The organism is Neorhizobium huautlense, assembly GCF_030811685.1.
Classification (GTDB): Bacteria; Pseudomonadota; Alphaproteobacteria; order Rhizobiales; family Rhizobiaceae; genus Neorhizobium; species Neorhizobium huautlense_A.
This window is the reverse complement of sequence record NZ_JAUSRF010000020.1, coordinates 1-24202: the sequence shown is the minus strand read 5'-3', so window position 1 is coordinate 24202 and position 24202 is coordinate 1. Positions and strand designations below refer to the sequence as shown.

Genomic DNA, 24202 nt, shown 5'->3' with positions numbered 1-24202 from the left:
GGTTGCGAGGATCCCCCGCCAATATTCGGCCACGCCCGCCGTTCGTCGTGCTGGGACTTGGGAGAAAGGATTGGGGCTATCGGCTTTCGTACCGATCGAGCAGTTTGCGCAATTGCATGTTCTGACGTTTCAGTTTTTCGGCAAGGCTTTTGCGAAGGTCTTCGATTTCCCGATCAAGGTCTGCCATTTCATCTAGTACCGACATAGGCGCAGGCACTGTCGCCTGCGTCGGATCGGCAGCGATTTGCGTTGTTCCCTGCGGGCGCCGCTTGGTGACGGTGCGTTTGGCTTTGCCAGGCGACTGCGCACTCACGACCGGCGGGCGCACCGGGAATTCCTCCGATTTTTCGCTCGGCGCCGGTGAGGCGGCAACGACCGCTACTTCTTCGATGGTTGCCGGCTCATCGGCTGGCCCGGCTTCCGCCACGGGTGCTGCGTCACCGGCTATCACCCGGTCTTTGATAGGTTCACGCTCGGGAGCGATTTCCGGTTCAGATGACGTGGCGGCAGCGTTTTCGATAGGTGCAGGACCAGTATCGGCGTCTGCCACGCTTCTGTTCGCATCAGTTACGGCCGGTGTTGTCTCATCGACACTTGGCTGCGGCGCTGTCTCGGTTTCGTCCTTGGATGATTTTCCCGACACCAGGTCCGCAAACATTTTCCATGGTGTTCTCATCGCAGTTCAACCTCGATTAAAGGCGGGATATATCCCGCGTCAATAAATGCCGGGCCTTCAAAAAGGTCCGGCAATTTGTTTGTTCCAGATCGTATGCTGAACGCTACAATCAAGTGCGGCGATCAGCCCTTGCCGAGCTTCTTTTTGAGATCAGCATTTTCGGCGCGCAGCTTGTCACCGAGTTCCTTGCGAAGAAGCTTGTTCTCTTCTTCGAGCTTCAGAAGGTCGGAAAATTCGTCCGATGCGGCAGCGACAGCGACCGGCTTCGGGGCGGCAGCAACCGGTTTGGCGATCGCCGCAGCACGCGGGGCTTTTGTTGCTTTTTCCGCTTTGGCAGCCTTCACGAGTTGCGCTGCGGCGGCTTTTTCACCACGCTTCGCGCGTGTCTTTTTGACGGGTGCTTCGGCGGTTGCCGTAGCGGCGACCGCTTCAGCGGCAGTCTTCTTGCGGTTTGGACCACGGGTTTTCTTCGCAGCCGGAGCTGCGGCTGCAGTTTCCTGCGTAGCAGTTTCGGTGGTCACGCCAGTATTGATCTCATCAGCCATCAGTAATCTCCTTGCTGGGCAGGCCTCTCATTGATGGAGATGCGCGCAGAGTCAACATGTGAAGGTAATGCGACATGTCCAGATGCTTGTCGCTGAGTTAATGCATTTTGGCCAAAGAGATTCCACCTTGTGTATTTGAGACGTAGATTTCGTTTGTAATCGGCGAGATGTGAGCCGGTTGCGGGAAGAGAAATGCGTCGTTTCGGGTTTGCTGTCTGACGCTTATTGCGGTGTTTCACCTTGCATGTTTACTACCTGACAGAGAACGCGATGTGCAGCATCCGGCGCGACCTGATGGCGAATGCCCCTAGCACGGGCTTATTGGCACGCTACGCGAAAACCTGCGTTGAATCGGCATTGATGATTTCCATTTCGTGCTCCTGTCGCGCCAAAGTGAATGACGACGCTGACAGATGGTGTATGAGGCGGCATGACCTCTGATTCAAAAATCTTTGTTGGCCTCAAGCCTATCCGCAAGAAGGCGGGGCCTACACCAGACGCTTCCGGCCCACGTTGCCAATGGGATGGATGCGAAAAGGCCGGTACGCATCGCGCGCCGGTCGGACGTGATGGAGAAGGTCTTTACCTGCTGTTCTGTCTCGAGCATGTTCGCCTATACAATGCCGGCTACAATTACGCGACGGGACAATCCGAAGGACCAACGGCCCGCTATCAGAAGGAGGCGGCATCCGGCGCGCGCGTTACACAGGGACAGGTCGCGCGCGAAGCGGTCGAGGCTCCCCTACCCTCGACGCAACGCTCCGGATCGGCGAAGGCATTGAACGCGCGCAGGAGCGCGGCACAACGCCAGGCGCAAAAAGCTGATTTGCAGAAGCGAAAGCTGAAAGTGCTCGAAGCGCGTGCCTTCGAAACGCTGGGGCTCGACGAAGATGCCAGCGCTGAAGACATCCGTCGTCGCTACAAGGAAAAGCTCAAGATGCATCATCCGGATGCTAACCAGGGTGAGCGTGACACCGAGGGCCAGCTCCAGGCATCGATCGAGGCTTACCGGATAATCAAGCTCCACGGTTTCTGCTGACCCCACGACGACGGCTGGGCGGTCCGCGCATTTGGCTGCCGATACAGATTACGGCTTGCGGGCTTGGCCAGAATCGCTGATTGCCAGAGCGGCTTCTCCGGCATCCATCAAGGCCGTCGGCGAGGTCAACGAAGGCGATTGTCATCATGATTGATCAACATCACCCCGGCTTGTTCACAAGATGTCAGCCATCGCCCGTCGAGCTTGGCGTGGGGCGGACGATGAGGCCGTTTATTCCAGGTGACGGTAGCGGTCAATGCGGCTGTGTCGGTATCTGTTGCATGGGGCCGAACCAAAAAAGCCGTTTTACTAAGCTGGAACTGAGCGACAGCAAGCCACTGCTGTGTTCTTTCACCTCACATGCAAACGCTCCATAGGCGGGCTCGATGAGGCATGTCTGACCGGCAACCGGCTTCGCCTCGATCGTTTTCCCGCAACGGCGGCCACGGATTTCTTGGCCCCGGGCAGCTGTCGCATCCCTCCTCTCACACCCAACAAATCCTTGACCTGCCGTCCTCCACGTTGTTGCGGCCCTAGCGGGTGCGGTCCGATCGTTGCCGGTCTTTGCGACTGCCATCGAGGCCGCAATGGAGCGGCTCGAAACAGCAAAAGGAACGACAACAATGGCTACCATCGGCACTTTCACTTCAAACGAAAACGGCTTCACCGGTTCGATCCGCACCCTTGCACTCAACGTCAAGGCTCGCATCATCCGCGTCGAGAACCCTTCCGAAAAAGGCCCGCAGTTCCGCGTTTATGCCGGCCCCGTCGAACTTGGCGCGGCCTGGCAGAAGACCTCTGAACAGGGCCGCGACTACCTCTCGGTCAAGCTCGATGATCCGAGCTTCCCGGCCCCGATCTACGCGACGCTGACCGAGATCGAAGGCGAAAAAGACCTCCAGCTGATCTGGTCCCGCCCGAACCGGGACTGAGGTCGGACCGGCCCCGCCAATCGCGGGGCCGCACCCCTTCCAAGGCCTCGCAGCCGAAACTATCGGAGCGCTGTAGACAGCGCTTGTTTTCGAAAGTGCGCGAATTGAAATCCACACAGCGCCGGTCAAAGTCTCAGCTGGGGTCGGAGGCGTCAGATCAGGAATGCGATCAGTGCCTGACAGCAGATACCGCTTTCATCGGAGAATAGCCGCGGCTTCTCTTGCGGCGCATCAGGTCGAGGAAGAGCGAAACGGCGTCTCTTTCGTTGTCGAAATAATGCGCCATCTCCTGTCCGTGCGTGCCAATGCGCCCCCAGCGACGGCGCAGGCAGATTTCACCGAACAGTGTGCTTTCGATCGCAAGCGCATAAAACCGCGCCATGTTCTTTTGGCGATCGCTGCGTTCGATATAAATCCGGTAGGGTTGCGTGATCATAACCGAGATTCGCGCATAGGGACTCTGCGGTCCAACGAGAGTTTTGAATCGGTCGCGCGACATCGATTCATTTTCGTGATGTCTTCCGCCGGGCGTTGCCGGCCATGCGGGTGACGATCATGCGGTGGGAATTGGGACCGCATGATTGTGATGCGGTTCGATTGCTCACTGTTTTCCCGTTGGATGCGATGCTCGGACGCCTACGTAAAACACCACTGCGCTAATGACAGCGACGAGCGCAAACAGCAGGAACATTGACGCTCCGCCAAACGCCGCAAGTGAGAAACCGCCAATCACGGGGCCGAGAAAACACCCCGCACTGCTGATCGCATGGGCACCGAAATAGCTGCCTCTGTTTGCATCGGAGGCCAGTGTGTCTACCAGCGCAAACTCGGCGCAGACGACGAGGACTTCGCCAATGGAAAGAGCGATCATCGACATCACGAGGACCGGCAAGGCCGGTGTGGTGACGAAGCCGATCTGACTTGCGCAAAGAATGGCGCATCCGATGATGGCTCCGGCAAGGCCGCCAAGCCGCGCGACAAGCCTTCGCGCGATTGGATTAGCCAAGAGTACGACAACGCCGTTGGTCGAAACCAATATGGCAAATGTTTGCGGCGCATTTCTTGTCGTCGATAGGAGCAAGGGTCCTATCGTTGCCTGCCAATGACTGAAGACAGAAACGGCAAGCGTAGCGCCGCAGGTCACACAGAGCAGGCGCCTGTCACGGAAGGCGATCCGGATCGCTGGTAACGCGTGTGCGAAAGCTGCAGGTTTGTCGTAAGTTCGTTGCGGCGCCGGCATATCGACGGTAGCGAGCATAAGAAGCAGAACGACGAAGATGGCGCCGGCGACGAGAAATCCTGCGGGCATCGCGGGGCTGATTACAATGCCGATTATCGGGCCTGCCACCCAGCCGATATTGGATGCGGTGTAACGCCAGGAGAAGTGTCTGAGCCGATGCTGCGCTTGTGAGTAATCGCTGATGATCGCCCTCGATATCGGGGTAAACAGCGCGAGTGAGATAGCTGCGGCGGTGTAAGCGATGCAGTAGAGCAACGGATTGCTGACCACGCCCAATGCCGTCACGCTGAATGACAACATTCCCAGGATCATCACCAAAACAGGTTTGCGTCCGATCGCATCTGACAATGCGCCGGCGAATGGAGCGCTTAGGGCGCCGAGCAACGGCCCGGTTCCGAGCACAAGGCCGATCACGCCAGGGGTCATTGCGAAATCCTGATGCAGGGTGATCGCAACAAAGGTCAGGCTCGTAGCGCGTGCCACCGAAATGAGAAACGAGCCACCAATGACGAAAAGAACCGGTGCCGGTATGCGCGACAGGCCCTGCAGAGCCTTTCGTAAATTCAGCAATGTCGCGCCCTCCGATCGGCCGTTACGATCGCTGGATTTCCAGGCCGACGGCCGTGTGAACCGACACCGGAAATCGCGCAGGAGGGAGAGATCACGTGGCGGTAAACACGCGTTTGTCGAGGTCCTTGGCAATATTGCAGCCGGTCGCGCATTCCAGCGAGTTCAAGCCAGCACTGCGCGACATCGCCGCGATCTACGGACTGAAACACGCCACCTGTCTCGTCGTGCGCGCCGGTGGCGGAACAGACAAGTTTCCGCTTTTCTGCACCACATATCCACGCAACTGGACGGACATCTATCTGTCGCGATCCTATTTCGAGATTGATCCTGTGATCGATATCATCCGCTGGGCGCGTCTGCCGGTCGACTGGAGACGGCTGCATGGGACATCTCCGGCAATCGTTCGCTTCTTCGAAGAGGCGCGCCAGCACGATGTGGGGCAAAACGGCCTGACCGTACCGGTCAGAGGGCCGAATGGCGAACGTTCGCTGTTTTCGGTTTCCTCCGATCACCCGGCGCGTGAATGGGCAAGGATCAGTGAGACTCATGGCCATGACTTCCAGATCCTTTCCCATTACATGCACGATAGGCTCATGTCCGTTGTCGACACCTCGATGGCCGCGACTGTTCGCCGGCTCTCGGCGCGCGAACGACAATGTCTCGAAGCATTGGCATCAGGGCGGCTCCCGAAACAGATCGCCGCGACGCTTCGCATATCGGAGAGCGCCGTCCGGCTTTATCTGCGATCCGCACGACGCAAGCTTGGCGCTACGACAAGCTACCATGCGGTTGCGAGGGCAATCCTGTTTGAGCTGATTTTAGTGTGATTTGGTTCTATCAGCGCCAAAACCCTCGTGACGTCAATCTGGCGAAATTGCCAGATTGTTGTGCCTTGTCCTCACATCCACACTCCGCCCTTGCTCGCCGCCACCGAAAGGTCGGTGCCGCGGCTGCCTGATTTTCGAGAACGAGATTGCCTTCCGGACCATAGGAGGATGCCATGATGGATTCCGACCCTTTGCAGCGTTGGCGCAGTGCCCCCAGGCTGAACGATTTTTCTGCCTTTTTTGAGCGGACGGCGGCTGGACAAGGCGGTGCGCCGGATCTCGGAGAGCCACGCCCTGATCTCGGCATGCTCGACTTCGATCTCGAGAGTGCGGTTTTTGCCGACACGCATAGGCGCCTGTGGGGGCCGTTCGATTTCCATTATTTCGCAAGCATTCCCTATCGCCTCGAAGAAGAATGTCGAATGGGGCCGGCGCTTGTTCGCACAGCGCTCGAGACATGGGCGCGCCACGCGCGGCCAGCCAGCATCTATACGCTCGGTACCGGCACGGGCTGTCTTGCCCGTACACTGGCACTTCTGGGTACCGGTCGGATCGAGGCATTGTGCTGCAGCCCCACGGCTGCAAATCGGGAAGCATTCCTTGCCAACAGGGCAAGCGATCACGCGCATTTTTATCTCGGCCCGTTCTTCGAGCTTGATGCGGATCGATACGCCATCGATCCGGACCTTCGTCGTTTCGCGGGCGGTTTCGACATCCTGTTCGAAGACACCACTTTCCAGATGTATGACCGCGACCGGGTCCGGCAGATCGAGTTCGTCTATCCCCGTATCAGGCCGGGTGGTCTGCTGATCCAGGTTCAGAAGCTTGCCCATCCGGACGCTGAGGAATACCAGGCACGCGAACGCCAGAAAGACGACCTCTTCAAGTCTCGCTATTTTTCGCCCGTGCTGATCTCCGACAAAAAAGAGGAAGTGCTCGGCACGATGACCAATATGCAGGTTGATAAGGACGCGACCGTCGACGCACTCAAATCATTCTTTCGTTATTCCGTTGCGACCTGGAACAGCGGGAATTTCTATACGATCATCTCTTGCAACTCTCGCGTCGCCATCATCGACTTTCTGTCGCTGCTCCTGAAACCGGCGATCCCACCGGCATTCAGCTATGTCGACCTGCCTGCCGTCTGGATCGATACTGTCGCCGATCCGATCGCGCCCGCTCTGGTATGGCGCCGGCCGAACACGATGGATGGGGTTGCTGCCGATCAACGGCAGGCATCGTGATGTTGTTGACGCCATGATCGCGACGTCGACAGAACAGGCAACGCTTGAACAGGTCCGTCGTGCGCTGACGTCGTTGATGCCGCCGCTTGCCGATTACTGGTCGAGACCGCTTCGAGACTACGCGGCGTTCACCTACCAGACCTCTCCTTCTCACTCGCCTTGTTCAGCACGCCTGTTTGCGATGGAACGGCTACAGGATGCCGTCAAACGTGCTGCCTTGCGAGCCGGCTGCAGCCATGAAGACGCCGAAGGCGCCGCCTGCGAATTGAGCGCGTCACCGGTATTGCAGACCGGCCCTCATTGCCTGTTGCTGTTTGAACCAGATGCATTCTACACCCACCTGTTCAGTCTCATGGGGCTGCAGGCCAATTCGCGGAACTGGCACATTGCCTATGCCGGGTCGACCATGTCCTTCAACGAGGCCGCAAAGAAGGGCCCCGGCTGGCTGCGGGTTGGAGGCGAAATCCTCAACGTGTTCGGACTATCCCGCAGCCGCATGGATGGTGGGAGCATTTGCTGCAGCAGCGGCCCCTTCCGCTTTGCCTTGACGAACGCAGCCGGCAAAAGCGCTCCAAATGCGTATGCCGTCCGTCTTCTGGCCCAACTGCCATCCTCCACATTTCCGACCGCAGCCGAGGCCATCAAAGCCGTGAACGTGAGTTTATGGCAATCGAGCTTTCCGACGGCGGCAAAGTTGTTGCAACTGGACGATTTCGACGTAGCGGACCTGATTGCCGATCATCTCGATCATTCCGACTCGTTGTTGGCAACCGCGTTGTTTCGCGATGGTGATGCCGAGTTACTGCTGAATGCGATTGACGGTCTGAATGCCGGACCGTGGCGCGGCTGGATCCGCCGCAGCACGGATTTCTTCTGGTATGTGGGCCTAGACCGCATTGCACCGCTGGTGCTCAAAGACGGTTGGCTTCGCAGCGTCGGCTCTGCTCATGTCTCGCTGGAATTCAAGCCACACGTTATAGCGCAAGCGCTGCGACAGCATGTGCTTCTCCCGAGCCTGTTCATGTCCTTTCTCGTTCTGTCGATATTGCCAGGTGTGCGAGCGCTTGGTGGATGCCGTCAGACCGTCTACCTCCCGCTGATGCGCCATCTCGCGGCCGGCTGGGTTGCGAGATCCGGTGATAAGGATCTGCTTGAGGATCTCCGAAACGACAACCTGCCCTCCTTGTGGGGGCATCGTGTTCTGCGTCGAGAAAATGCCGATCCGTACATTGAGTTTGAGCAAGTCCGTGACGTCGACGGCTGGCTGTCAACATATGGCCACATGCCACTCGCAGATGCCAGCGGGGATCCTGTCAGCTTTACCAGCGATCCCATCTGGGCACAGATGTCGCGTGCTCTGCTGGCTGGTATCCTTGGGCCGGATAGTCCGGAGTGGGCGTGGTCTGGTTTCGGACGATGACTTCCCGTATTAGAGATACGGCGTTCATCACGATGGCAGCTGCTGCGGCCAGATACTGGATGCGACGCACGCGCAGACTATATCATCGTGAAATCGACGGCCCGCCATGCCAGGCCACGTAGCCAGAGCGGTCACGACTGCAGACAGTGACCAATGGGCTCTTGCATGTCCTAATTCAGGAAGACCAGAATGCAATCACCTCAAGAGCTTCTCCACCTGATGTCGACGATCGCCGAGCCTTGCGAAAGCATTCGTCGGAAAGCCGTCGATATCGCCGCGGGCAACGACGAACATGCGGATATGCGTCAGGCTTCCGCCGACCTTGCGGCAACTATCGACCATATGTTCGAGATCGCCCGCTACATGCTGAAAAACACTTCGGCTAAAGGTTCGCACGCGTGATGATTTCCTCCAGGGGGGGGCGAAGTGTTGACGTCCGGTTTTTGAAGTGAAGGGTATGGATGCGCGGATTGCACACAAGGCTGCGTTTGATAAACGAATTTCGTCCGCGCTTGCCTATCCCGCGTTGCCGCACCGTTTTCGGCGAAGTCTGTGCTCATAATTGAGGATGCGCATCTGCCTGACGTCTTCTGCCAGCGCGAGCAGGGTCTTCATGATGGTGGTGTCGGTCATCATCTCAACCTTTCGTGCAATCTCATCGGCGACCTGCTCGGTTTCGATGTCGAAGACAGGACTGGCGCCTGTCTCGATCAAGAGCGATCGAAGGGCACGGGAGGTGGTGACGCCGCGCTCAATCAGGAGGCGCCGCTCTGCCGAAGACAGTTTCTCGAGGCTGTTGGCGGCACGCACGCATTCGGCAACAAGGTCTGTGGTGATGCTCACAGTGGGGTTGCCTTGGGCCTGCCGGTAAAGGTCGATGCATTCACGTCTCTGGATACGCGATGAAATTCCAGACCCTCGTCGATATTGCATGTCTCCAGCAATTTCTTGGCGCTAAAACCTGAGGTCGCCGGATCCAGCCATTCACTATAGGCAGCCGGATCAAGCAGTGCAGGCTGCCGGTCGTGCAGTCGGGTCATCGGCGCGGCCGCCGGCATCGTGATGATGGTGCAACTGGTGATCCCAAGCTTGTCGTTGTGCGCCCAAAGGCCTGCGAACGAAAACGGCGCGCGGTCAGGCAGATGGATCAACCACGGATCCTTGCGGCCATCGTCCGCATTGACGGTCCATTCGTAAAAGCCATCGGCCGGGATCAGGCATCGTCGTGATTTGAAGGCATCACGAAACGCCGGTGATATTCCGATCCTTTCGATCCGGGCATTGAACATTGCGGCCCTCGGCCTCTCTTTTGCCCAATGCGGTACCAGCCACCAGCGTGCCGTTTCTGCGACCTGCCGGCCATCCGGATCGGCGTGAACCATCAGCACGTCCTGGGTCGGTGCAATATTGTAGCGGGCCGCGGTATTGCGGCCGCGTTCCTTATCGCGATCAAGCTCATAGAGATGCAAAAATGCCGGCCAGTCCTGTTCAAACGTGAACCGCCCGCACATGCCTATCTCCGCAAATACTGGAGAATATCGCGCTCTGTGTTTCGGTTGGTAATCAGTTCGAGCATCATGTTGTCGGCAAGTTCGACCAGAGCGGCGACAACCTCCTCCGGTTTCCAACCCGCCTCGATGGCCGAGAGGCAGATATTCGACACATCGTCGGCCATGGCGTCCTGCAGCGCAAGAAAGCGGTCCGGGTGATTGTCGGTGGCAGGCGATGCGATTCTTCCCATCCCATAGAAATGTGGTCTCATCGACCTGCGTCAAGACTTTGGTTTTGCGACGGGAAAACGGCTCACTATCTGAGCTGTCGGTTCTATGTGAGGAGTTGATCATGGACGACGTCACGGCCGTCATTTTTACAGACCAGGATTTGGAAATTCTGCCGCCCGAACATGCCGCCGGAGCAAATGGCAAAGCCGAGCCTTGTCTGTGTTGCGGTTGCGCGCATGTTGTGCGGGACGAGGATGGCTGCGGGATCTGCGATCAGTGCCTCAGCCCCTAAGCCATTTGCCGACTATTGGCTGATTGGCGGGTAGGTGCACGCCTCGACGGACGGCACGCTTACAGATCCGAGACATCCGCTACACATCCTGAAAACCCTGCAGGATGAGAAGCATCACCGATTATCCGGAACGGCCGTGAAATCATTTCAAGCTGAAAAGGCCCGGCTTCCCTCCCAAGATGCCGGGCCGACGCCCCGGAAGGTCGAGACCACGTCAGAGCTGCGGCGACGTTATCGCGTATATTAGCAGAGTCAACGGCTCTTCACATGATATCGGGTCCGGCGTTGTTGACGCCGGACCCGATTGTCTCTTCGAGGGGGATGAAGAGTGATCCGGAAGCATGAAGGGCGGGGGACGGGTGCTTCCGGATTGTTCAGAGAACGAGCTGTGTCCAATTTGGTTCCCGACGCGACCTTTAAGAAAGATTGCCAGGCGCTGTTGCCAAACCAAGCCACACTGCATGGCTGCCATGCGCACGCGCGCATTGCCGGGCCTCGTGCATCGGGTTATCTATTGCTCATCGAGACCGACACTCCTCCTCCCAGTCGGTCACGGTCGGACGGGCAGCACTCCTCCTCCCAAGCTGCACGTCACTTATCGAAACCCGCCGCACCTCCTCCCGCGGCGGGTTTTCGCGTTTTGCAGCATTTTGGACTTTGCCGGTCACCCCATCGCGATCGGAAATTTCGCCGATATCGCCCTAAGCGGCGTGAGGTTTTGCCGGCTTGACCACGCTGATGGCGAACACGACGATAGCTCCCACAAGGATGCCCAGCACTGCCTGCAGCAAGGATGTCGCGATCCAGCCAACCACCTCGGGAATGACACCGACTGTCTGCTGCACGACAGTGGCGATGTGCTCGATGAAATGTTCCGGCCCGTGAAGTCCGAATTCGGCCAAGCCATGGATAATGATGCTGCCACCAACCCAGAGCATCGCAGCCGTTCCGATAACCGTCAGCGCCTGCAGTAGGATCGGTGTTCCTTTCACGAGGCCACGTCCGAACGCCTTTGTCATGCCGGCGCCCGTCTCGGCCAGATACAACCCGATGTCGTCCGCTTTAACGATGAGAGCCACCACGCCATAGACAACCACCGTGATCAAGACGCCGACGGCCGCCAGGACGGCGGCCTGTGTCACGATATTCGAGGTTGATACACCGGCCAATGTGAGCGCCATGATTTCGGCGGAGAGGATAAAGTCGGTCCGGATCGCCCTCGATACCTTCTGATCCTCCAGTTGTTTCGGATCCTTGGCGTTCTCAAGTTCATCTTCGCCGCTATCCGCATGAGGGCTGATTGCCTCCTGGAGCTTTTCGACACCCTCGAAGCACAGATAAGCCCCGCCGATCATCAGTAGCGGTGTGATAACCCAAGGGGCAAAATAGCCGAGGATCAGACAGATCGGCAGAAGGAAGACGAGCTTGTTTCTCAGTGAACCGAGCGCGATCCGGCCGATGATCGGCAATTCGCGGCAGGGCGAGAGACCGACCACGTAAGTCGGCGTCACGGCAGTGTCGTCGATGACCACCCCGGCGGCTTTCATGCTGGCTTTGGCAGTCTGGGCGGCAACGTCATCGAGTGAAGAGGCGGCGAGTTTTGCAATAGCTGCCACGTCGTCCAGAAGTGCAATCAAACCTGTTGCCACGTCGAATCCTTTATCGTGCTTTGCGCCGGTATTTAGTCGCTCGGTCGGTGTTTGGTAGGTGATGAAAAGCGAGAAACGCTATTGGAGCGCGTCACTGAATAGACTGTGTGAAATTTCCTGTCCGCAACGCGGGTGGAAACAGTGAGGAATGTCGTGTTTCAGTTGTCGCTTGAGCTGATTTGTCGGCAGGGCGGCTAATCGATTGCTCGCACGACGACTTTGCGCCAAAAGCTGTCATCAGGATGCCAGATTATTCGGTCAATCAGCAGCTTTGAACATAGACTTAATCCAAGAGCGACGAAATTTTCGGAATTTTTTGATGATTTATCTTCTGCGCCACGGCGAAACGGTCTGGAATACACTTGGTCGCTTTCAAGGCCAGAAGGATTCGCCGCTTACCAAGCATGGCATCGGGCAAGCTGATCTAGTCAGTACCCTTCTTTATCATGAGCTCGAAGGAGACTGCGGCTCGTTCGATTTCCAGGTCAGCCCGCTTGGAAGAACGAGGGAGACCGCAGATAGATTGAAGTTGAGTATGCCTCTTAACTATCGTGAGGATGCACGTCTCATGGAGGTTACCGTCGGTTCTTGGGACGGAATGACCAAGTATGAGATCGACATGGAGTATCCGGGCGCTCTCGACGGTTCAGACGTGTACGACTGGTATTTTAGATCGCCTGATGGCGAGACATTCGATGACGCGTGCAATCGTGCGAAGGACTGGATTGCAGATGTCAAACGTCCAACCATTGCGCTGTCACACGGCCTCTTTGGTCGAATAGTGCGAGGGGTCTATGCGGGTTTATCGATGCGAGAGACCCTTGAATTACCCGTACCGCAGGACGGATTCTATCTGCTGCGTGACGGTGGTTTTAGCCTGATTGATCGCAATTGTCGCACTGTTGATGTCGCCAACTGAGGATCTTTAGTCTGCTTCGGGCTGAGAAGTGACATAACGACCGAGCAAATTTCCATCGAGTTGCCAACAGCGCCCGTTGCCTAGACAGCTTCATCCTTCACTGCCGGATGCTTGAACCGGACGCCGACACCACCGCCGTTTTCAGGAATGAATTCGATGCCAGCGTCCTCAAAAGCCTTCTGTATTTTTGCGACGGTGCTCTGGCGTAGCTCTTCTCCGCGCTCAAATCTTTTCACGGTCTGAGTGGAAACATTTGCGAATTCTGCCAAGCGATCCGAATTCCAATTGAGGGCAGTTCGCGCCAACCGACACTGGACTGAGTTTATATCACCCGAAATGGGGTGATTTTGGTTGCGCATCGCTTTGTCGTCCTGTATGTAACAAGTATTCAGGTATCGGTCGTGCCCGCGTTCGCAGCGTGGGCACGACCTGACCACAATCAAGCTGTGTGGAGCTCGGATCATGGGTGATTCTGAGAATAGCAGAACTGTGCCTGCAATCACCTGCAGAAACTTACTGAAAACAACCGAATTGCTGCTGATGGCGCAGATTGCTGGTCAGTCTTCGATTTTGCGTGGATCGAGCAAGGATGCGCTGCGCGAATGGGAGGCCTGGCGGGTCGCATTTCAGGAACTCGACAGATTCAATGTCGAGCAGCAGCGTATCGAAAAAGCGCTGTTGGAAATGGCTTCGCTCGATATGCGGCGCGGTGATGCCGGACTGATTTCACTGGCTTGCGTGCTGGCGGCGGACGATGAGCATGTTCAGGCCTATCGGCGTGCCGAACAGACGGTGGACGATGCCTCTGCATTTGAGGATGTGCTGGCATCCGAATTGTTGAAAGCGGATGTGAGTTCTTTATTTGGCGTCGTCGCAAAACTCCATTGCGTGCTGGAGCGTGGGGAGCCCCATCCGGCCTATTGGGAATTTCCATGGCCCGAACTGCGCGGGTTGCTGCGCGATCTTCTGTGCCTCGGCGACGGCGCCCCGGACAATCGCTTGCGTGGGGAGGTGTTTTCGGTCAGCGCCGGCTGATCCAGGCTTTGGTCTTCAAATTCGTATTTTAGCCTTTTGTGCGCAGTGGAGTGCGCCATGTGCGATGGTCCGTCAGTCACCTTTGGCGGAATGTAATATCGACGTTTCAGTCATTTAGCGATCAGGCACAGAACCTGCACATTGCCTTGCGGAGCAGTTGAGCCTGCTGCGCGGGAACGGACATCTGCGTGGCGAGCATGGGAACTCGCCACGTCTATTTTTGAACCAGAAAAAGGGAACATTGGAATGCTTTTCAAGCATATTCGAACGCATGTGTTGACGCTGGCTCTTGCCTCGGCATCGATCGGTTTTTCCGTTTCATATGCCGGCGCCGAGGAGTTGCGCATCGGCACGCAGCTGAAGCTGATGACGCTGGATCCCCATTATGCCGATCTCAACGAAAACACATCGCTTTTGTCGCATATCTACGAGCGGCTGGTGAATCAGGACGAGAACCTCAATCCGCAGCCCGGCCTTGCCGTTTCTTGGGCACGTGTGTCGCCAAAGGTCTGGGAATTCAAGCTGCGCGATGGCGTCAAGTTCCATGACGGATCGGCGTTCACCGCGCAGGACGTGATCTATTCGATCGAGCGGGTTCGGAATTTCCTCAAAACCCCGAGCGGCGGTTTCCAGTCCTATACGAAGCCGATCGCTTCTGTGACGGCGCCTGATCCTCTGACAGTTCGCATCGAGACCAGTGTAGAGGCCCCTACCCTGCCAATCCAGATGACCGCCATCCTGATCATGCCGCAGGAGGCCGGCGGTGAGTTCGCGACCACCGAGGAGATCAATGCAGGTGCCCGGCCGGTCGGCACTGGTCCCTACAGGTTCAAGCAGTGGCAGTCCGGTGAATTGCTCGGCCTTGAGGCGAATGGCGATTATTGGGGTGGCGTGCCTGCCTGGTCGAGCGTGACGTTTCGGGTGATCGAAAGCCCGGCCGCGCGTGTCGCGGCACTCTCCACCGGTGATGTTGATCTTGCCGACTATATTCCCGCCCGCGATGTTGCCGGGCTCGAAGAGCGCGGCATCAAGGTGGAGAGCACCGCCGCCGCCCGGTCGAACTTTTTGCAGTTCGATGTCTCTCGCGACCAACTGCCTGGCGTGACGGACTCGGCCGGCAAGTCGATCGCCAATCCGTTCAAGGACGCCCGCGTGCGCGAGGCGCTTGCGCTTGCGACCGATCGACCATTCCTGGCCGAGCGGATCCTCTCCGGCTACGGGACGGCGGCCACGCAGATGTTCCCGCCGGGTATCGCCGGCACCTCGGCCAAGCTCGCGGTGGGGCCGCCCGACTACGATCGTGCGAAGGCGCTGCTTGCCGAAGCCGGTCTGTCAGATGGTTTTTCGGTCGTGCTTGCCGGTCCTGGCGGTCGTTATCCGGGCGATGCGGAATCCCTGCAGTCGATCGCCCAGAACTGGGCGCGGATCGGCGTGAAGGTTTCGCCTGTCGTCTCGCCATTTTCCGTGTTCATGACCAAACGTTCGGGCGGTGAATATCCGGTCTGGTATGGCGGCTGCTCCGGTGAAGCGGTGACCTTGTGCCTTGACGCCGTTCTGGCCAGTGCTGATGGAGCGAAAGGCACCGGTTCCCTAAACTATGGTGGTTACAGCAACCGCGCTTATGACGAGATGCTCACCAAGGCCAAAGCTCTTGAAGACGGGCCGGGCCGCAGCGATGCGCTGGCGCAGGCAACCGAGCTGGTGATGGCCGACCATCCCGTCATCCCGCTCTACCATTTCCATCTGATCGCCAGCCACGGCAAGAAGGTCGGATCCTACACCGTGCATCCGCGCGGCTGGACCTCGGCCATGCGTGCCGCACCGGCAACCGAGTGAGAGGTGGGTTCATGACGACGACCATTATTGGGAGGCTTTCACAAGCCTTCCTTCTCCTCCTCGCCATGTCGATCATCGGATTTGCCGGGATTCACAGCGTCGGCAATCCGGTCTTCAACATCGTCAATGTCGAGACAGCGACGCCGGAGGACATTCGACGGGCAACGATCGCGCTCGGTCTCGATCAGCCGCTTTGGCAGCAATATTTTCTGTTCCTCGGCAATGTCGTGAGCGGAAATTTCGGGACCTCCTATATCTATCATCTGCCGGCCTTCCGGCTGGTGATGAGCAAGCTGCCTGCGACTTTCGAACTTGCCGCGATCGCCATGTTGATCGCGGCACCCTCGGGTGTCCTGCTTGGCCTGTTGGCCGGGCGCCGCAAAGATACGCTTTTGGATCGGACCATCCTCAATTCCAGCGTTTTTGCGCTCAGCGTGCCCTCCTTCTGGCTCAGCATGCTGCTGATCATGGTCGGCGCGGTGATGACCGGATGGTTTCCGTCCGGCGGTCGTGGTGAAACGGTGGCTCTGTTTGGCGTGACCTGGAGCTTCCTCACAGCTTCTGGGCTGGCGCATCTCGCCCTGCCGGCGCTTGCGCTCGCCATCCCGAACATCGCGCTGATCGCCCGGCTCACACGATCCGGCACGGTCGAGGTGGAAGCCCAGGATTTTACCCGCTTCTGCCAGGCTAAGGGCCTGTCGCCTCGCCGCATCCTCTTTCGACATACGCTCCCCAATATCAGCGTGCCGATTGTCACCATTATCGGCATGCAGTTCGGCGGCATGCTGGCTTTTGCGGTCGTGGTCGAATCCATCTTCAACTGGCCGGGCATCGGCAAGCTGCTGATCGATTCCATCCAGTTGCTCGACCGACCTGTCGTCATGGCCACCCTCACCTTTGTGGCGGTCGCCTTTGTCGGTCTCAACGCCCTCGTCGACATCTTCTACGCCGTTCTCGATCCGCGCACGCGCCGATCGGCCTGAAAGGAGCGACCATGAAAACCGAAACCTTGTGGGCGTTCTGGAAACGCCCCGCCACCTATCGCGTCACCCTCCCGAAACTCATGGCCGTGGCCTACGTTCTCCTGGCGATCCTCGCCTCCGTCATCGCGCCGCAGAACCCTTATGATCCGCTGCAGATCTTTGCCTGGGAGGCGTCGTCGCCGCCGGGAACAGTAAGTGGCGGTGGGTATCTGTATCTTCTGGGAACCGACGGACTTGGCCGCGACATCCTCAGTACCGTGTTTTACGGTCTGCGGATCAGCCTGTTCGTCGCTGTCACCAGCACTGTTCTGGCTGCCCTGATCGGCATGAGCCTCGGCGTCATCGCCGCCTATCTGGGGCGCTGGGCCGATGCGCTGATCATGCGCATCGTCGATCTGCAGCTCAGCCTGCCGACCATGCTGGTGGCGCTGATCGCCATCGTGACGCTCGGCCCCGGTGTCGATCGTATCATCCTGGCGCTCGTCATCGTCCAGTGGGCGGCTTACGCGCGAGTAACGCGCGGTGTTGCCATGAGCGAGGCGAGCAAGGCTTATCTCGATGCGGCAAGGCTGCTGCGCCTTCCACCATGGCGGATCATCTTCCGGCATCTCCTGCCCAACAGTATTGCGCCGGCCATCACCCTCATCCCGATCGAACTTGGCCACGCGGTCGCGCTCGAAGCGACCCTGTCTTTCCTTGGCCTTGGCGTTCCCATCGACAAACCCTCACTGGGCTCGGCTGTCGCCAACGGCTTCCAGTATCTCATGACCGGCCAATACTGGATCAGCCTGTTTCCCGGCCTTGCCCTGTTCGGTCTTATCGCCAGCATCAATTTCGTCGGCGAAGACGTCCGTCGCCGCTTCGATCCGAGGAGCCTTTGACATGCAGCAATCGTACAATTCCGATCCGCTTCTCATCGTGGAAAAACTGACGCTCAAGACCTCCGGATCATCCACTTCGAAGACCATCCTGCGCGATGTCGGTATCGATCTTCGCCGTGGCGAAATCCTCGGCCTGATCGGCGAGTCCGGCGCGGGAAAGTCCAGTCTCGGTTATGCCGTGCTCGGCCTGCTTTCACCCGGCATAGAACGTTCGGCCGGTTCGATTGTCTTCGACGGAGAGCACCTCGAGGCCATGACCGAGCAGACGCGTGCCGGCATCCGCGGGCGCCGGATCGCAGCAATCTTCCAGGATCACGGTGCCTCGCTCGACCCGCTGATGACAGTGGGCGCTCAGATCGCCGAGACCGTCCGCGCCGCCGGCACCAAGGTCTCCAGGCGTCAGGCGCGGCAGCGCGCCATCGAATTGATGGCCCGTGTCGGCATCCCCGAGCCGGAGACCCGATACGGTCACCATCCGCATCAGTTCTCCGGTGGCCAGCGGCAGCGGCTGGTCATCGCCATCGCGCTTGCCGGCAATCCGCAGATCATCGTGGCGGACGAGCCGACCTCAGCACTCGATGCGACGGTCCAAAAACAGGTTCTCACTCTGCTGCGTTCGCTGGTGGACGAGACCGGCGTCTCGATTATGCTCGTCACTCACGACATGGGCGTGATCGCCGACATCACCGATCGGGTCGTGGTGATGCGGCAGGGGCGGGTCGTCGAGCAGGGTGAGACCGCAGCAATTCTCGATGCGCCTGCAGATCCCTATACGCGCACGCTGCTGGCGGCCGTGCCGCGCCTGCGGCTTTCGATGTTACCGCCTCCCGATGGTTCAATGGTTTGTGCTGAGCCTCCGTTTGAAGCGGTTCTTCGTGTCGACAAGGTTGGCAAGACCTTCGCCGGGCACGGTCTGTCGTGGATCACGTCCGGTTATCGCAGGTCGGCACTGAGCGATGTGACCGTCAGCCTGCAACGTGGTGCGATCACCGGCATCGTGGGTGAAAGCGGCAGTGGCAAGTCGACGCTCGGTCGCATCATTGCTGGCCTCGAAACGGCGAGCGACGGGACGCTCGACCTGCTGGGACAGCGTTTCGACATCAGTCAGTCCGGCCGCCGCAGCGGGCTGCTCGGCGAAATTCAGATGATCTTTCAGGATCCGTCGGCCTCGCTTAATCCGCGCATCTCGGTGAGTGATACATTGCATGAAGCGGTTCGGTTCGGCGCCCGAGGCAGCACCGGTGACAGCCTGTCTATCCTGAGCATGATGGATCGCCTCGGTCTCGCCCGATCCCTGCTTGCCCACCATCCGCACCAATTGTCCGGCGGCCAGAAACAGCGTGTCTGCATCGCTCGCGCATTGCTGACGAGACCTGCGATCATTGTGGCGGACGAGCCGACATCGGCATTGGATGTCTCGGTGCAGGCGGAGATCGTCACACTCCTCAAGGAGACAGTCGCGGAACAGCATGTGTCGATGCTGTTCATCTCACACGACCTGGCGCTCGTTCAGGCGCTTTGCCAATCGATCTATGTTCTGAAAGACGGGGTCGTCGAAGACCAGGGCGACCCGGGTTTCATCTTCTCCCGATCGCAAAATCCCTACACGCGAAGCCTCATCGAGGCCCGGCCGGCGCGGTTCACCCACTGATCAGCCAACCGAGCGGGCTTTTGCCCCCATTTTTCAATCATCAGATTTGTCAGCATCGAAACGCTGTCCAAGGAAAAGCAAATATGAGCCAGCATTTTACCGTGGCCGTGACAGGCCAGTCCCTCATCAAGCATGATATCCGCACCATCGAGACCAAGGGGTTTGTCGATGTTCAGGCTGTGATCGGCCGGTCCGATTTTGCCTTCACCAATTTCGAGAGCACGATTTTCGGCGCCCATGGCGGATGGCCGCTGAAGGGTTCTTTCTTCGGCGCAAGCCAGCCTGTCGTGCTCGATACGCTGCGGTCGATCGGCTTCCAAGGGCTGTCACTTTCCAACAACCACGCGTTTGATCTCGGGCCCTCTGGTATTCTTTCGACCTTGGAGGAGGTCGAGATGCGCGGGTTCGTCCATGCTGGTGCCGGGCGCAACCGCCACGAGGCGGGCCTGCCTGGTTACGGTTCGTTTGCGGGACGCGACATCGCGCTCGTGGCGATGGATGGCGGCCCCGGTCCTGACTTCATGTATGCCGCCGACGCCGCGCTAGGTCGCCCTGAGCGTCCCGGCATCAATCCGCTCAAACTGACCAAGGTTCTGGATGTCGATGCCGTGGCGTTCGAGCAGTTGAAATCCATCCGTGATCGGCTGGGCTATACCGACATGGATCTCGGAAACGACGCCCAGCCGGATGACGTGCCGGCCGTCGATGGCGACTGCGAAATCGCTATTGCGCGTGCTCTGTTCCGCCGCTCGGACCGGTTCGGGCGCGGTGTCAGGATCGATGGTGATGATATCGCCCGCAATCTGTCGGCGATCGCCGCCGCTGCGGAAAAGGGCGACATGGTGATCGCCTATCTGCACCACCACCATTGGGCATCGGACTGGTATCAGGTCCCCGACTGGGTCAGCGGCGTTGCGCGGCAATGCATTGACGCAGGCGCGGCGATGTTCGTCAGCCACGGTGCACCGGTGCTGCAACCCGTCGAGATTTATCGCGGCCGCCCGATCTTCTACAGCCTGGGCAATTTCATATTCCATATCCGATCCGAGGGATCGAAATGGATCGCCCGAGAAATATGGGAAAGCGTCGTCGGGCTGTGCTCATTCTCCGGCGATGGCACTCTGGTCGGCATGGAATTCCATCCCGTGATCATCGGCGGTTCCGAGGCGCTGAAATGCCCGGCGTTGGATAAGCGCCTTGCGCCTGAACTGGCGCTTGGCGAAGACGCAGACCGCATTCTCACCCGCTTCCAAAAACAGTCGGCGAAATTCGGCACGTCGATCAGGATCAGTGATGGCGTCGGTTTCTACGATGGAGATGCTGTCGCGTTTGAGAGTGCCGATCTGGCAGAGGCCTAGGCGTTCAGGCCAGAGCCGATGGGTATTGGGTCGCGGAATGGATCCGAGTGACGAAGGCGGGTTTATAGGGTGAGGGCCCGCTTCAAATCCTCATGCTCGAATGCGCTGGACATACGGTTGATTTCGGCCGACCTTGCGCCGACGGCTTTGGCAGTCTCGCGCCATGTCGCCGTAGCATCCGCCACCTGTCTGATGATCTGCCGCGCTTGTGGGAGAGTCAGCGCGAAGAATTCCGATGCTTCTTCCAGAAGATCGAGTGAACATGTGCCTTCATCAAGGTCGATATTCGTCGTCAGCACACGCGCCTTGATGTCTGTCGGCACTGGGTTGAGGTCATAGGCTGGTGACAATGACCAGCCGGCCTTTCCGAGCCAGAGAAACCCGTGATTGCGTAGATGATCGTCCACATTGGAGATCAGGACGTTGAACACGACGCGGCGATAGAGCGCCTGCGCATCGCTTTTTCCCTGCGCACCATGCTCTACCAGCGCGTCGACCATTTCCGGATAGCTTCCACGCTCGCCGTCTTTCGCACCCATCATTGCCATCGCTGACAGGAACGGGATGCGCGCATTGTCCCGCCGATCAAAGCGCCGGGACAGCATGACCCTCTTGCCGGCAACGTCGATCAACTGGTGGCGCGGCGTGGTGATTCCGGCCCGATCAGCCAGCCGCAACGCGATTTCCTCCCAAGTCTCCACACTATATTCGTCCATCTCCTTGGGAAATTTGGCGATCGACAGATGCCCATGCTGATCGATCACCGACGCCTTTGGACGCGCACCGCCAAGTGACGAACCGGGCGCGAAAATAAGCTGCAGGTCTTCGTCCGTTTCCTCGTCGCGGAGGACGCGTTCGGTGATCTGCAGCAGGCGGCCAAGGTCGATGAGGGCTGGAACGCCGTTGTCGATCGGTGCCTGGAACGCTTCCTCGCCGATCCAGCGGAAGCGAATTGCGCCCAATCGCGTCTCGTCAGCAACGCCGAGCAGATAGTCACTCTCTGCCAATGTACGCACCGCCCGACCGTCGCGTTCTGCTGTGCGGCGTTCCGCGCGCTGCATGAGGCGGCGGCCCCAGGTGTCCGGTGCGGAGTCCCCCAGTGAACCGAACGTCGTGAGACCGGCCGGTGGCGCAAAGCCACCTCGTGTCAGCGGCAAGGCGGGCTCCAGCGAAAACCGATTTGGATCGGTGAGCCACTCCCGGTCATATTCAAACATGATCGTTTCGGTTCCGCGGACGCGGTTGCTGCGCGCCAGGCCGACTGGCCGTGTCTGGCCATCAATGTCGATATGGACTTCGAAGTCAGCCATTATCAGACGATCCGCGTGTTTTTTTCGGATGCGCGTGCTTGGGTAGATCGGCGCTTGCCAGGGACTGGCCGACGCTGTCGTTGCCGATGTCTGCAACATGGCTCAGGCCTTCGAGCAATCCGAGGGCCTGTAGGACGCCCGCATAGATTCCAATACTGACACTGGTATCGCCGGCTTCGATTTTCTGGAGGGTCGAGCGTGAGGTAAAGGCGCGCTCTGCAACAACGGCCATAGGCAACCGACGGCGCCGACGTGCGTCGTGGATGTCCGCACCGAGCTTGCGAAGCGCGCGCTTCACGCCAGCAGGAGGATTATGCGGTGTGGGCATTTGTCACCTTCGCACTACAGATCGATGGAATATGTAGCACCAAGTTTACAAAATTGCCAATGCATCCCGGTTTTTGATCTTGCACGCTGGGGGGCAGAAATTGGACGACCCCGCAAATCGCGGGGTCTTCGGGCTTTGTAGCAGTGGCAGTCGCCAGTGGCGCCCTTACTTGTTCAGGGCATCTTTCAACGCCTTGGCCGGCTGGAACGCGAGCTTCCTGGCGGCGGCAACCTTGATCGTTGCGCCCGTCGACGGATTGCGGCCTTCGCGTTCCGGCGTATCCTTCACCTTGAACTTGCCGAAACCCGGGATGGAGGTCTCGGTACCGGAGGCCGCTGCCTCGGCGATGGCGGCAAAAACGGATTCGACGATCGTCTTGCCCTGCGCCTTGGTGAGGCCGTGCTCGGACGCGATCTTATCTGCGATTTCATTGGCGGTGGTCATGGATTGTTTCCTCGTTGACCATTGAACCGTTCCATCGCAGCGCGATTCTGTCACGCAATTCCGCACCGAACGTCTTGCGGGCGTGGATGTTCTCCACATGAAAGCGCTGTCGCGCGCTGGGCTTTGTGGCACCGGGGGATGGATACGGGACCCGGGGACTTGCTCAGATCTGCCTATGGTGGCGAGGACCGCCGAGATCTCAAGGATGAGCGGTCCCCCCAATTTTCCGCCAAATGCCTTGGCCTCCGCCAGAAAATGGGCTCCCCCACTCCCCGGCTCCACCGGTCGCTTGCGCGATCCCTGACATCCCGCCTGTCCTCGCGTCTGCGGGCCATCTTTCACAAAACAGATGGAGACGGACAATGACATTTTCTCTCGAACAGTACATCGAGGAACTTCGACTTGAACTGGCAAATTGCGCGGATTGGGACGAGCGTCTCAAACTCGAAGCTGACCTGGCCGGCGCCAGGCAGGAGCTTGCCTTTGCCAACGCCGAACTTGATGCCCTGCTCGCAGAAGAGCCACCATCTTGAGGGCGGCGACCAGAGCCGGCTGAGGCTGTCCCTGAACTGAAGACGCAGTTGTCACGGCACCCTCGCGACGGCAGCTCCCAATGCCGTCATTCGTTTGGCTGATAGCTCGCCCGCATCGGCTTCTTGGCACAAGACGGACATGCCGACCTCGTGTCACCTGTATCCGAAGGACTGTAGCACGAACGTGGTTCCGAGCATGCCGGCAAACCCTGCCAGGAGGCAAAGAAGGGCTATGACATTGCCTAGCGGTTTCATGCGTTTCTTCTCCGCGTCTCTCGTCATGTCCTCCGTCTTTTCACCCAGGATGAGCATAACAAACCCAAAGACGATCAGTGGCCCCACTAGAAAGGATGCCAGAGACCAAACACTGATCTCAGGCGTACCCTCGTGTGCCAATCGGATGCGGTCGAAAATTGTCGGCCAGGATATTGCCGCTCCAATAATAATCAGGACAACACCCCAAAGCCGTGCCTTCAAGTCGGAATTCATTGCATGTCCCCTTTGCCTTCAAACTGGTAGACGCAAAAATGAGTTTGAGCCCGATACGGGGGCTGACGTGCTTTTGCGCGGCGAACTCGCTTCTGCCCGTGCTCTCCAAGCCACGGTGGTCCGCATCCGGCCCCTTCCTCGACGTTCCAATCGTAAAAGTGTCTGCCTCAGAAGAGGCAGACACTTCAGACTGCTGACAAACCCCTGGCTGGTCCAGGGGTTTTGTGATTCACTGGGTCATGTTGAAGAAACCTGCTCCCGAACAGACGGCTCTCGAGAT

Annotated in this window: 27 protein-coding genes; 15 read left to right on the top strand and 12 right to left on the bottom strand. The window is 58.6% G+C overall.

Annotated features, from left to right (window positions below; all coding sequences use genetic code 11):
• Positions 1 to 76 precede the first annotated feature (76 nt).
• Entirely contained in the window at positions 77 to 550 is a 474-nt protein-coding gene (locus J2T09_RS22875) for a hypothetical protein (protein WP_306838917.1), read from the bottom strand.
• A gap of 248 nt (positions 551 to 798) precedes the next feature.
• A complete protein-coding gene (locus J2T09_RS22870) occupies positions 799 to 1221 on the bottom strand; it encodes a hypothetical protein (RefSeq protein WP_306838915.1) in 423 nt (140 codons plus the stop codon).
• Between the two features lie 430 nt (positions 1222 to 1651).
• Between J2T09_RS22870 and J2T09_RS22865 the strand changes: the two genes are divergently transcribed.
• Both J2T09_RS22865 and J2T09_RS22860 read left to right on the top strand, forming a co-directional pair.
• A complete protein-coding gene (locus tag J2T09_RS22865) occupies positions 1652 to 2260 on the top strand; it encodes a J domain-containing protein (RefSeq protein WP_306838914.1) in 609 nt (202 codons plus the stop codon).
• A 623-nt stretch (positions 2261 to 2883) separates the two neighbouring features.
• Complete coding sequence (locus J2T09_RS22860) at positions 2884 to 3192, top strand: DUF736 domain-containing protein (protein WP_306838912.1); 309 nt, start codon at positions 2884 to 2886, stop codon at positions 3190 to 3192.
• Positions 3193 to 3361: 169 nt separating this feature from the next.
• Here J2T09_RS22860 and J2T09_RS22855 read toward each other — a convergent pair whose 3' ends face one another.
• Both J2T09_RS22855 and J2T09_RS22850 read right to left on the bottom strand, forming a co-directional pair.
• On the bottom strand, positions 3362 to 3628 hold the full coding sequence (locus J2T09_RS22855; protein ID WP_306839075.1) for a WGR domain-containing protein: 267 nt from the start codon (positions 3626 to 3628) through the stop codon (positions 3362 to 3364).
• A gap of 165 nt (positions 3629 to 3793) precedes the next feature.
• Positions 3794 to 5002 carry an MFS transporter gene (locus J2T09_RS22850; RefSeq protein WP_306838909.1) on the bottom strand — a complete coding sequence of 403 codons (1209 nt, stop codon included), beginning with the start codon at positions 5000 to 5002 and terminating at the stop codon, positions 3794 to 3796.
• 95 nt (positions 5003 to 5097) lie between these two features.
• Here J2T09_RS22850 and J2T09_RS22845 point away from each other — a divergent pair, with 95 nt between their 5' ends.
• The 4 genes from J2T09_RS22845 (at position 5098) to J2T09_RS22830 (ending at position 8895) form a co-directional block, all read left to right on the top strand.
• A complete protein-coding gene (locus J2T09_RS22845; RefSeq protein ID WP_306838907.1) occupies positions 5098 to 5829 on the top strand; it encodes a helix-turn-helix transcriptional regulator in 732 nt (243 codons plus the stop codon).
• A 173-nt stretch (positions 5830 to 6002) separates the two neighbouring features.
• Positions 6003 to 7073, top strand: coding sequence for a class I SAM-dependent methyltransferase (locus J2T09_RS22840; RefSeq protein ID WP_306838904.1), 1071 nt, complete (start codon positions 6003 to 6005; stop codon positions 7071 to 7073).
• On the top strand, positions 7045 to 8493 hold the full coding sequence (locus J2T09_RS22835) for a hypothetical protein (protein WP_306838903.1): 1449 nt from the start codon (positions 7045 to 7047) through the stop codon (positions 8491 to 8493). Before J2T09_RS22840 ends, J2T09_RS22835 begins: the two co-directional genes overlap by 29 nt.
• Before the next feature lie 189 nt (positions 8494 to 8682).
• On the top strand, positions 8683 to 8895 hold the full coding sequence (locus J2T09_RS22830) for a hypothetical protein (RefSeq protein WP_306838902.1): 213 nt from the start codon (positions 8683 to 8685) through the stop codon (positions 8893 to 8895).
• Between the two features lie 114 nt (positions 8896 to 9009).
• On the opposite strand, the gene J2T09_RS22825 is transcribed toward J2T09_RS22830, so the two are convergent.
• The gene (locus J2T09_RS22825) at positions 9010 to 9336 is read right to left on the bottom strand and encodes a hypothetical protein (protein WP_306838899.1); all 327 of its coding nucleotides are present in this window, start codon (positions 9334 to 9336) and stop codon (positions 9010 to 9012) included.
• Entirely contained in the window at positions 9333 to 10337 is a 1005-nt protein-coding gene (locus J2T09_RS22820) for an SOS response-associated peptidase (RefSeq protein ID WP_306838897.1), read from the bottom strand. Before J2T09_RS22820 ends, J2T09_RS22825 begins: the two co-directional genes overlap by 4 nt.
• Between J2T09_RS22820 and J2T09_RS22815 the strand changes: the two genes are divergently transcribed.
• A complete protein-coding gene (locus J2T09_RS22815; protein WP_306838895.1) occupies positions 10336 to 10506 on the top strand; it encodes a hypothetical protein in 171 nt (56 codons plus the stop codon). The two genes, J2T09_RS22820 and J2T09_RS22815, sit on opposite strands and share 2 nt — an antisense overlap.
• Positions 10507 to 11207: 701 nt before the next feature.
• Here J2T09_RS22815 and J2T09_RS22810 read toward each other — a convergent pair.
• The gene (locus J2T09_RS22810; protein ID WP_306838893.1) at positions 11208 to 12155 is read right to left on the bottom strand and encodes a DUF808 domain-containing protein; all 948 of its coding nucleotides are present in this window, start codon (positions 12153 to 12155) and stop codon (positions 11208 to 11210) included.
• 319 nt (positions 12156 to 12474) lie between these two features.
• Between J2T09_RS22810 and J2T09_RS22805 the strand changes: the two genes are divergently transcribed.
• Positions 12475 to 13074 carry a histidine phosphatase family protein gene (locus J2T09_RS22805; RefSeq protein WP_306838890.1) on the top strand — a complete coding sequence of 200 codons (600 nt, stop codon included), beginning with the start codon at positions 12475 to 12477 and terminating at the stop codon, positions 13072 to 13074.
• Between the two features lie 80 nt (positions 13075 to 13154).
• Here the strand turns inward: J2T09_RS22805 and J2T09_RS22800 are convergent, their stop codons facing one another.
• Positions 13155 to 13433 carry a helix-turn-helix domain-containing protein gene (locus tag J2T09_RS22800; protein ID WP_373458591.1) on the bottom strand — a complete coding sequence of 93 codons (279 nt, stop codon included), beginning with the start codon at positions 13431 to 13433 and terminating at the stop codon, positions 13155 to 13157.
• A 103-nt stretch (positions 13434 to 13536) separates the two neighbouring features.
• On the opposite strand from J2T09_RS22800, the gene J2T09_RS22795 reads away from it, so the two are divergent.
• The 6 genes from J2T09_RS22795 to J2T09_RS22770 all read left to right on the top strand — a co-directional run bounded on the left by J2T09_RS22795 (position 13537) and on the right by J2T09_RS22770 (position 20818).
• Positions 13537 to 14109 carry a hypothetical protein gene (locus tag J2T09_RS22795; RefSeq protein WP_306838888.1) on the top strand — a complete coding sequence of 191 codons (573 nt, stop codon included), beginning with the start codon at positions 13537 to 13539 and terminating at the stop codon, positions 14107 to 14109.
• A 246-nt stretch (positions 14110 to 14355) separates the two neighbouring features.
• Positions 14356 to 15945 (top strand): ABC transporter substrate-binding protein, encoded by a 1590-nt coding sequence (locus J2T09_RS22790; RefSeq protein ID WP_306838885.1) that lies wholly within the window; start codon positions 14356 to 14358, stop codon positions 15943 to 15945.
• Between the two features lie 11 nt (positions 15946 to 15956).
• Positions 15957 to 16928, top strand: coding sequence for an ABC transporter permease (locus J2T09_RS22785; protein ID WP_306838882.1), 972 nt, complete (start codon positions 15957 to 15959; stop codon positions 16926 to 16928).
• Positions 16929 to 16939: 11 nt separating this feature from the next.
• The gene (locus J2T09_RS22780) at positions 16940 to 17809 is read left to right on the top strand and encodes an ABC transporter permease (protein WP_306838880.1); all 870 of its coding nucleotides are present in this window, start codon (positions 16940 to 16942) and stop codon (positions 17807 to 17809) included.
• 1 nt (position 17810) lies between these two features.
• Positions 17811 to 19460: a dipeptide ABC transporter ATP-binding protein gene (locus J2T09_RS22775; RefSeq protein WP_306838878.1), complete on the top strand. Its 1650-nt coding sequence runs from the start codon at positions 17811 to 17813 to the stop codon at positions 19458 to 19460.
• A gap of 83 nt (positions 19461 to 19543) precedes the next feature.
• Complete coding sequence (locus J2T09_RS22770) at positions 19544 to 20818, top strand: CapA family protein (RefSeq protein WP_306838876.1); 1275 nt, start codon at positions 19544 to 19546, stop codon at positions 20816 to 20818.
• A gap of 62 nt (positions 20819 to 20880) precedes the next feature.
• On the opposite strand, the gene J2T09_RS22765 is transcribed toward J2T09_RS22770, so the two are convergent.
• From J2T09_RS22765 to J2T09_RS22755, 3 genes are all read right to left on the bottom strand, one after another.
• Positions 20881 to 22128, bottom strand: coding sequence for a type II toxin-antitoxin system HipA family toxin (locus J2T09_RS22765; protein WP_306838873.1), 1248 nt, complete (start codon positions 22126 to 22128; stop codon positions 20881 to 20883).
• Complete coding sequence (locus J2T09_RS22760) at positions 22121 to 22456, bottom strand: helix-turn-helix domain-containing protein (RefSeq protein ID WP_306838871.1); 336 nt, start codon at positions 22454 to 22456, stop codon at positions 22121 to 22123. The genes J2T09_RS22765 and J2T09_RS22760 overlap by 8 nt, the downstream gene beginning before the upstream one ends.
• Positions 22457 to 22621: 165 nt before the next feature.
• On the bottom strand, positions 22622 to 22900 hold the full coding sequence (locus tag J2T09_RS22755) for an HU family DNA-binding protein (RefSeq protein WP_306838869.1): 279 nt from the start codon (positions 22898 to 22900) through the stop codon (positions 22622 to 22624).
• Between the two features lie 362 nt (positions 22901 to 23262).
• Between J2T09_RS22755 and J2T09_RS22750 the strand changes: the two genes are divergently transcribed.
• Positions 23263 to 23433: a hypothetical protein gene (locus J2T09_RS22750; RefSeq protein ID WP_209018684.1), complete on the top strand. Its 171-nt coding sequence runs from the start codon at positions 23263 to 23265 to the stop codon at positions 23431 to 23433.
• 153 nt (positions 23434 to 23586) lie between these two features.
• Here J2T09_RS22750 and J2T09_RS22745 read toward each other — a convergent pair whose 3' ends face one another.
• The gene (locus tag J2T09_RS22745) at positions 23587 to 23922 is read right to left on the bottom strand and encodes a hypothetical protein (RefSeq protein ID WP_306838865.1); all 336 of its coding nucleotides are present in this window, start codon (positions 23920 to 23922) and stop codon (positions 23587 to 23589) included.
• Positions 23923 to 24202: the final 280 nt, after the last annotated feature.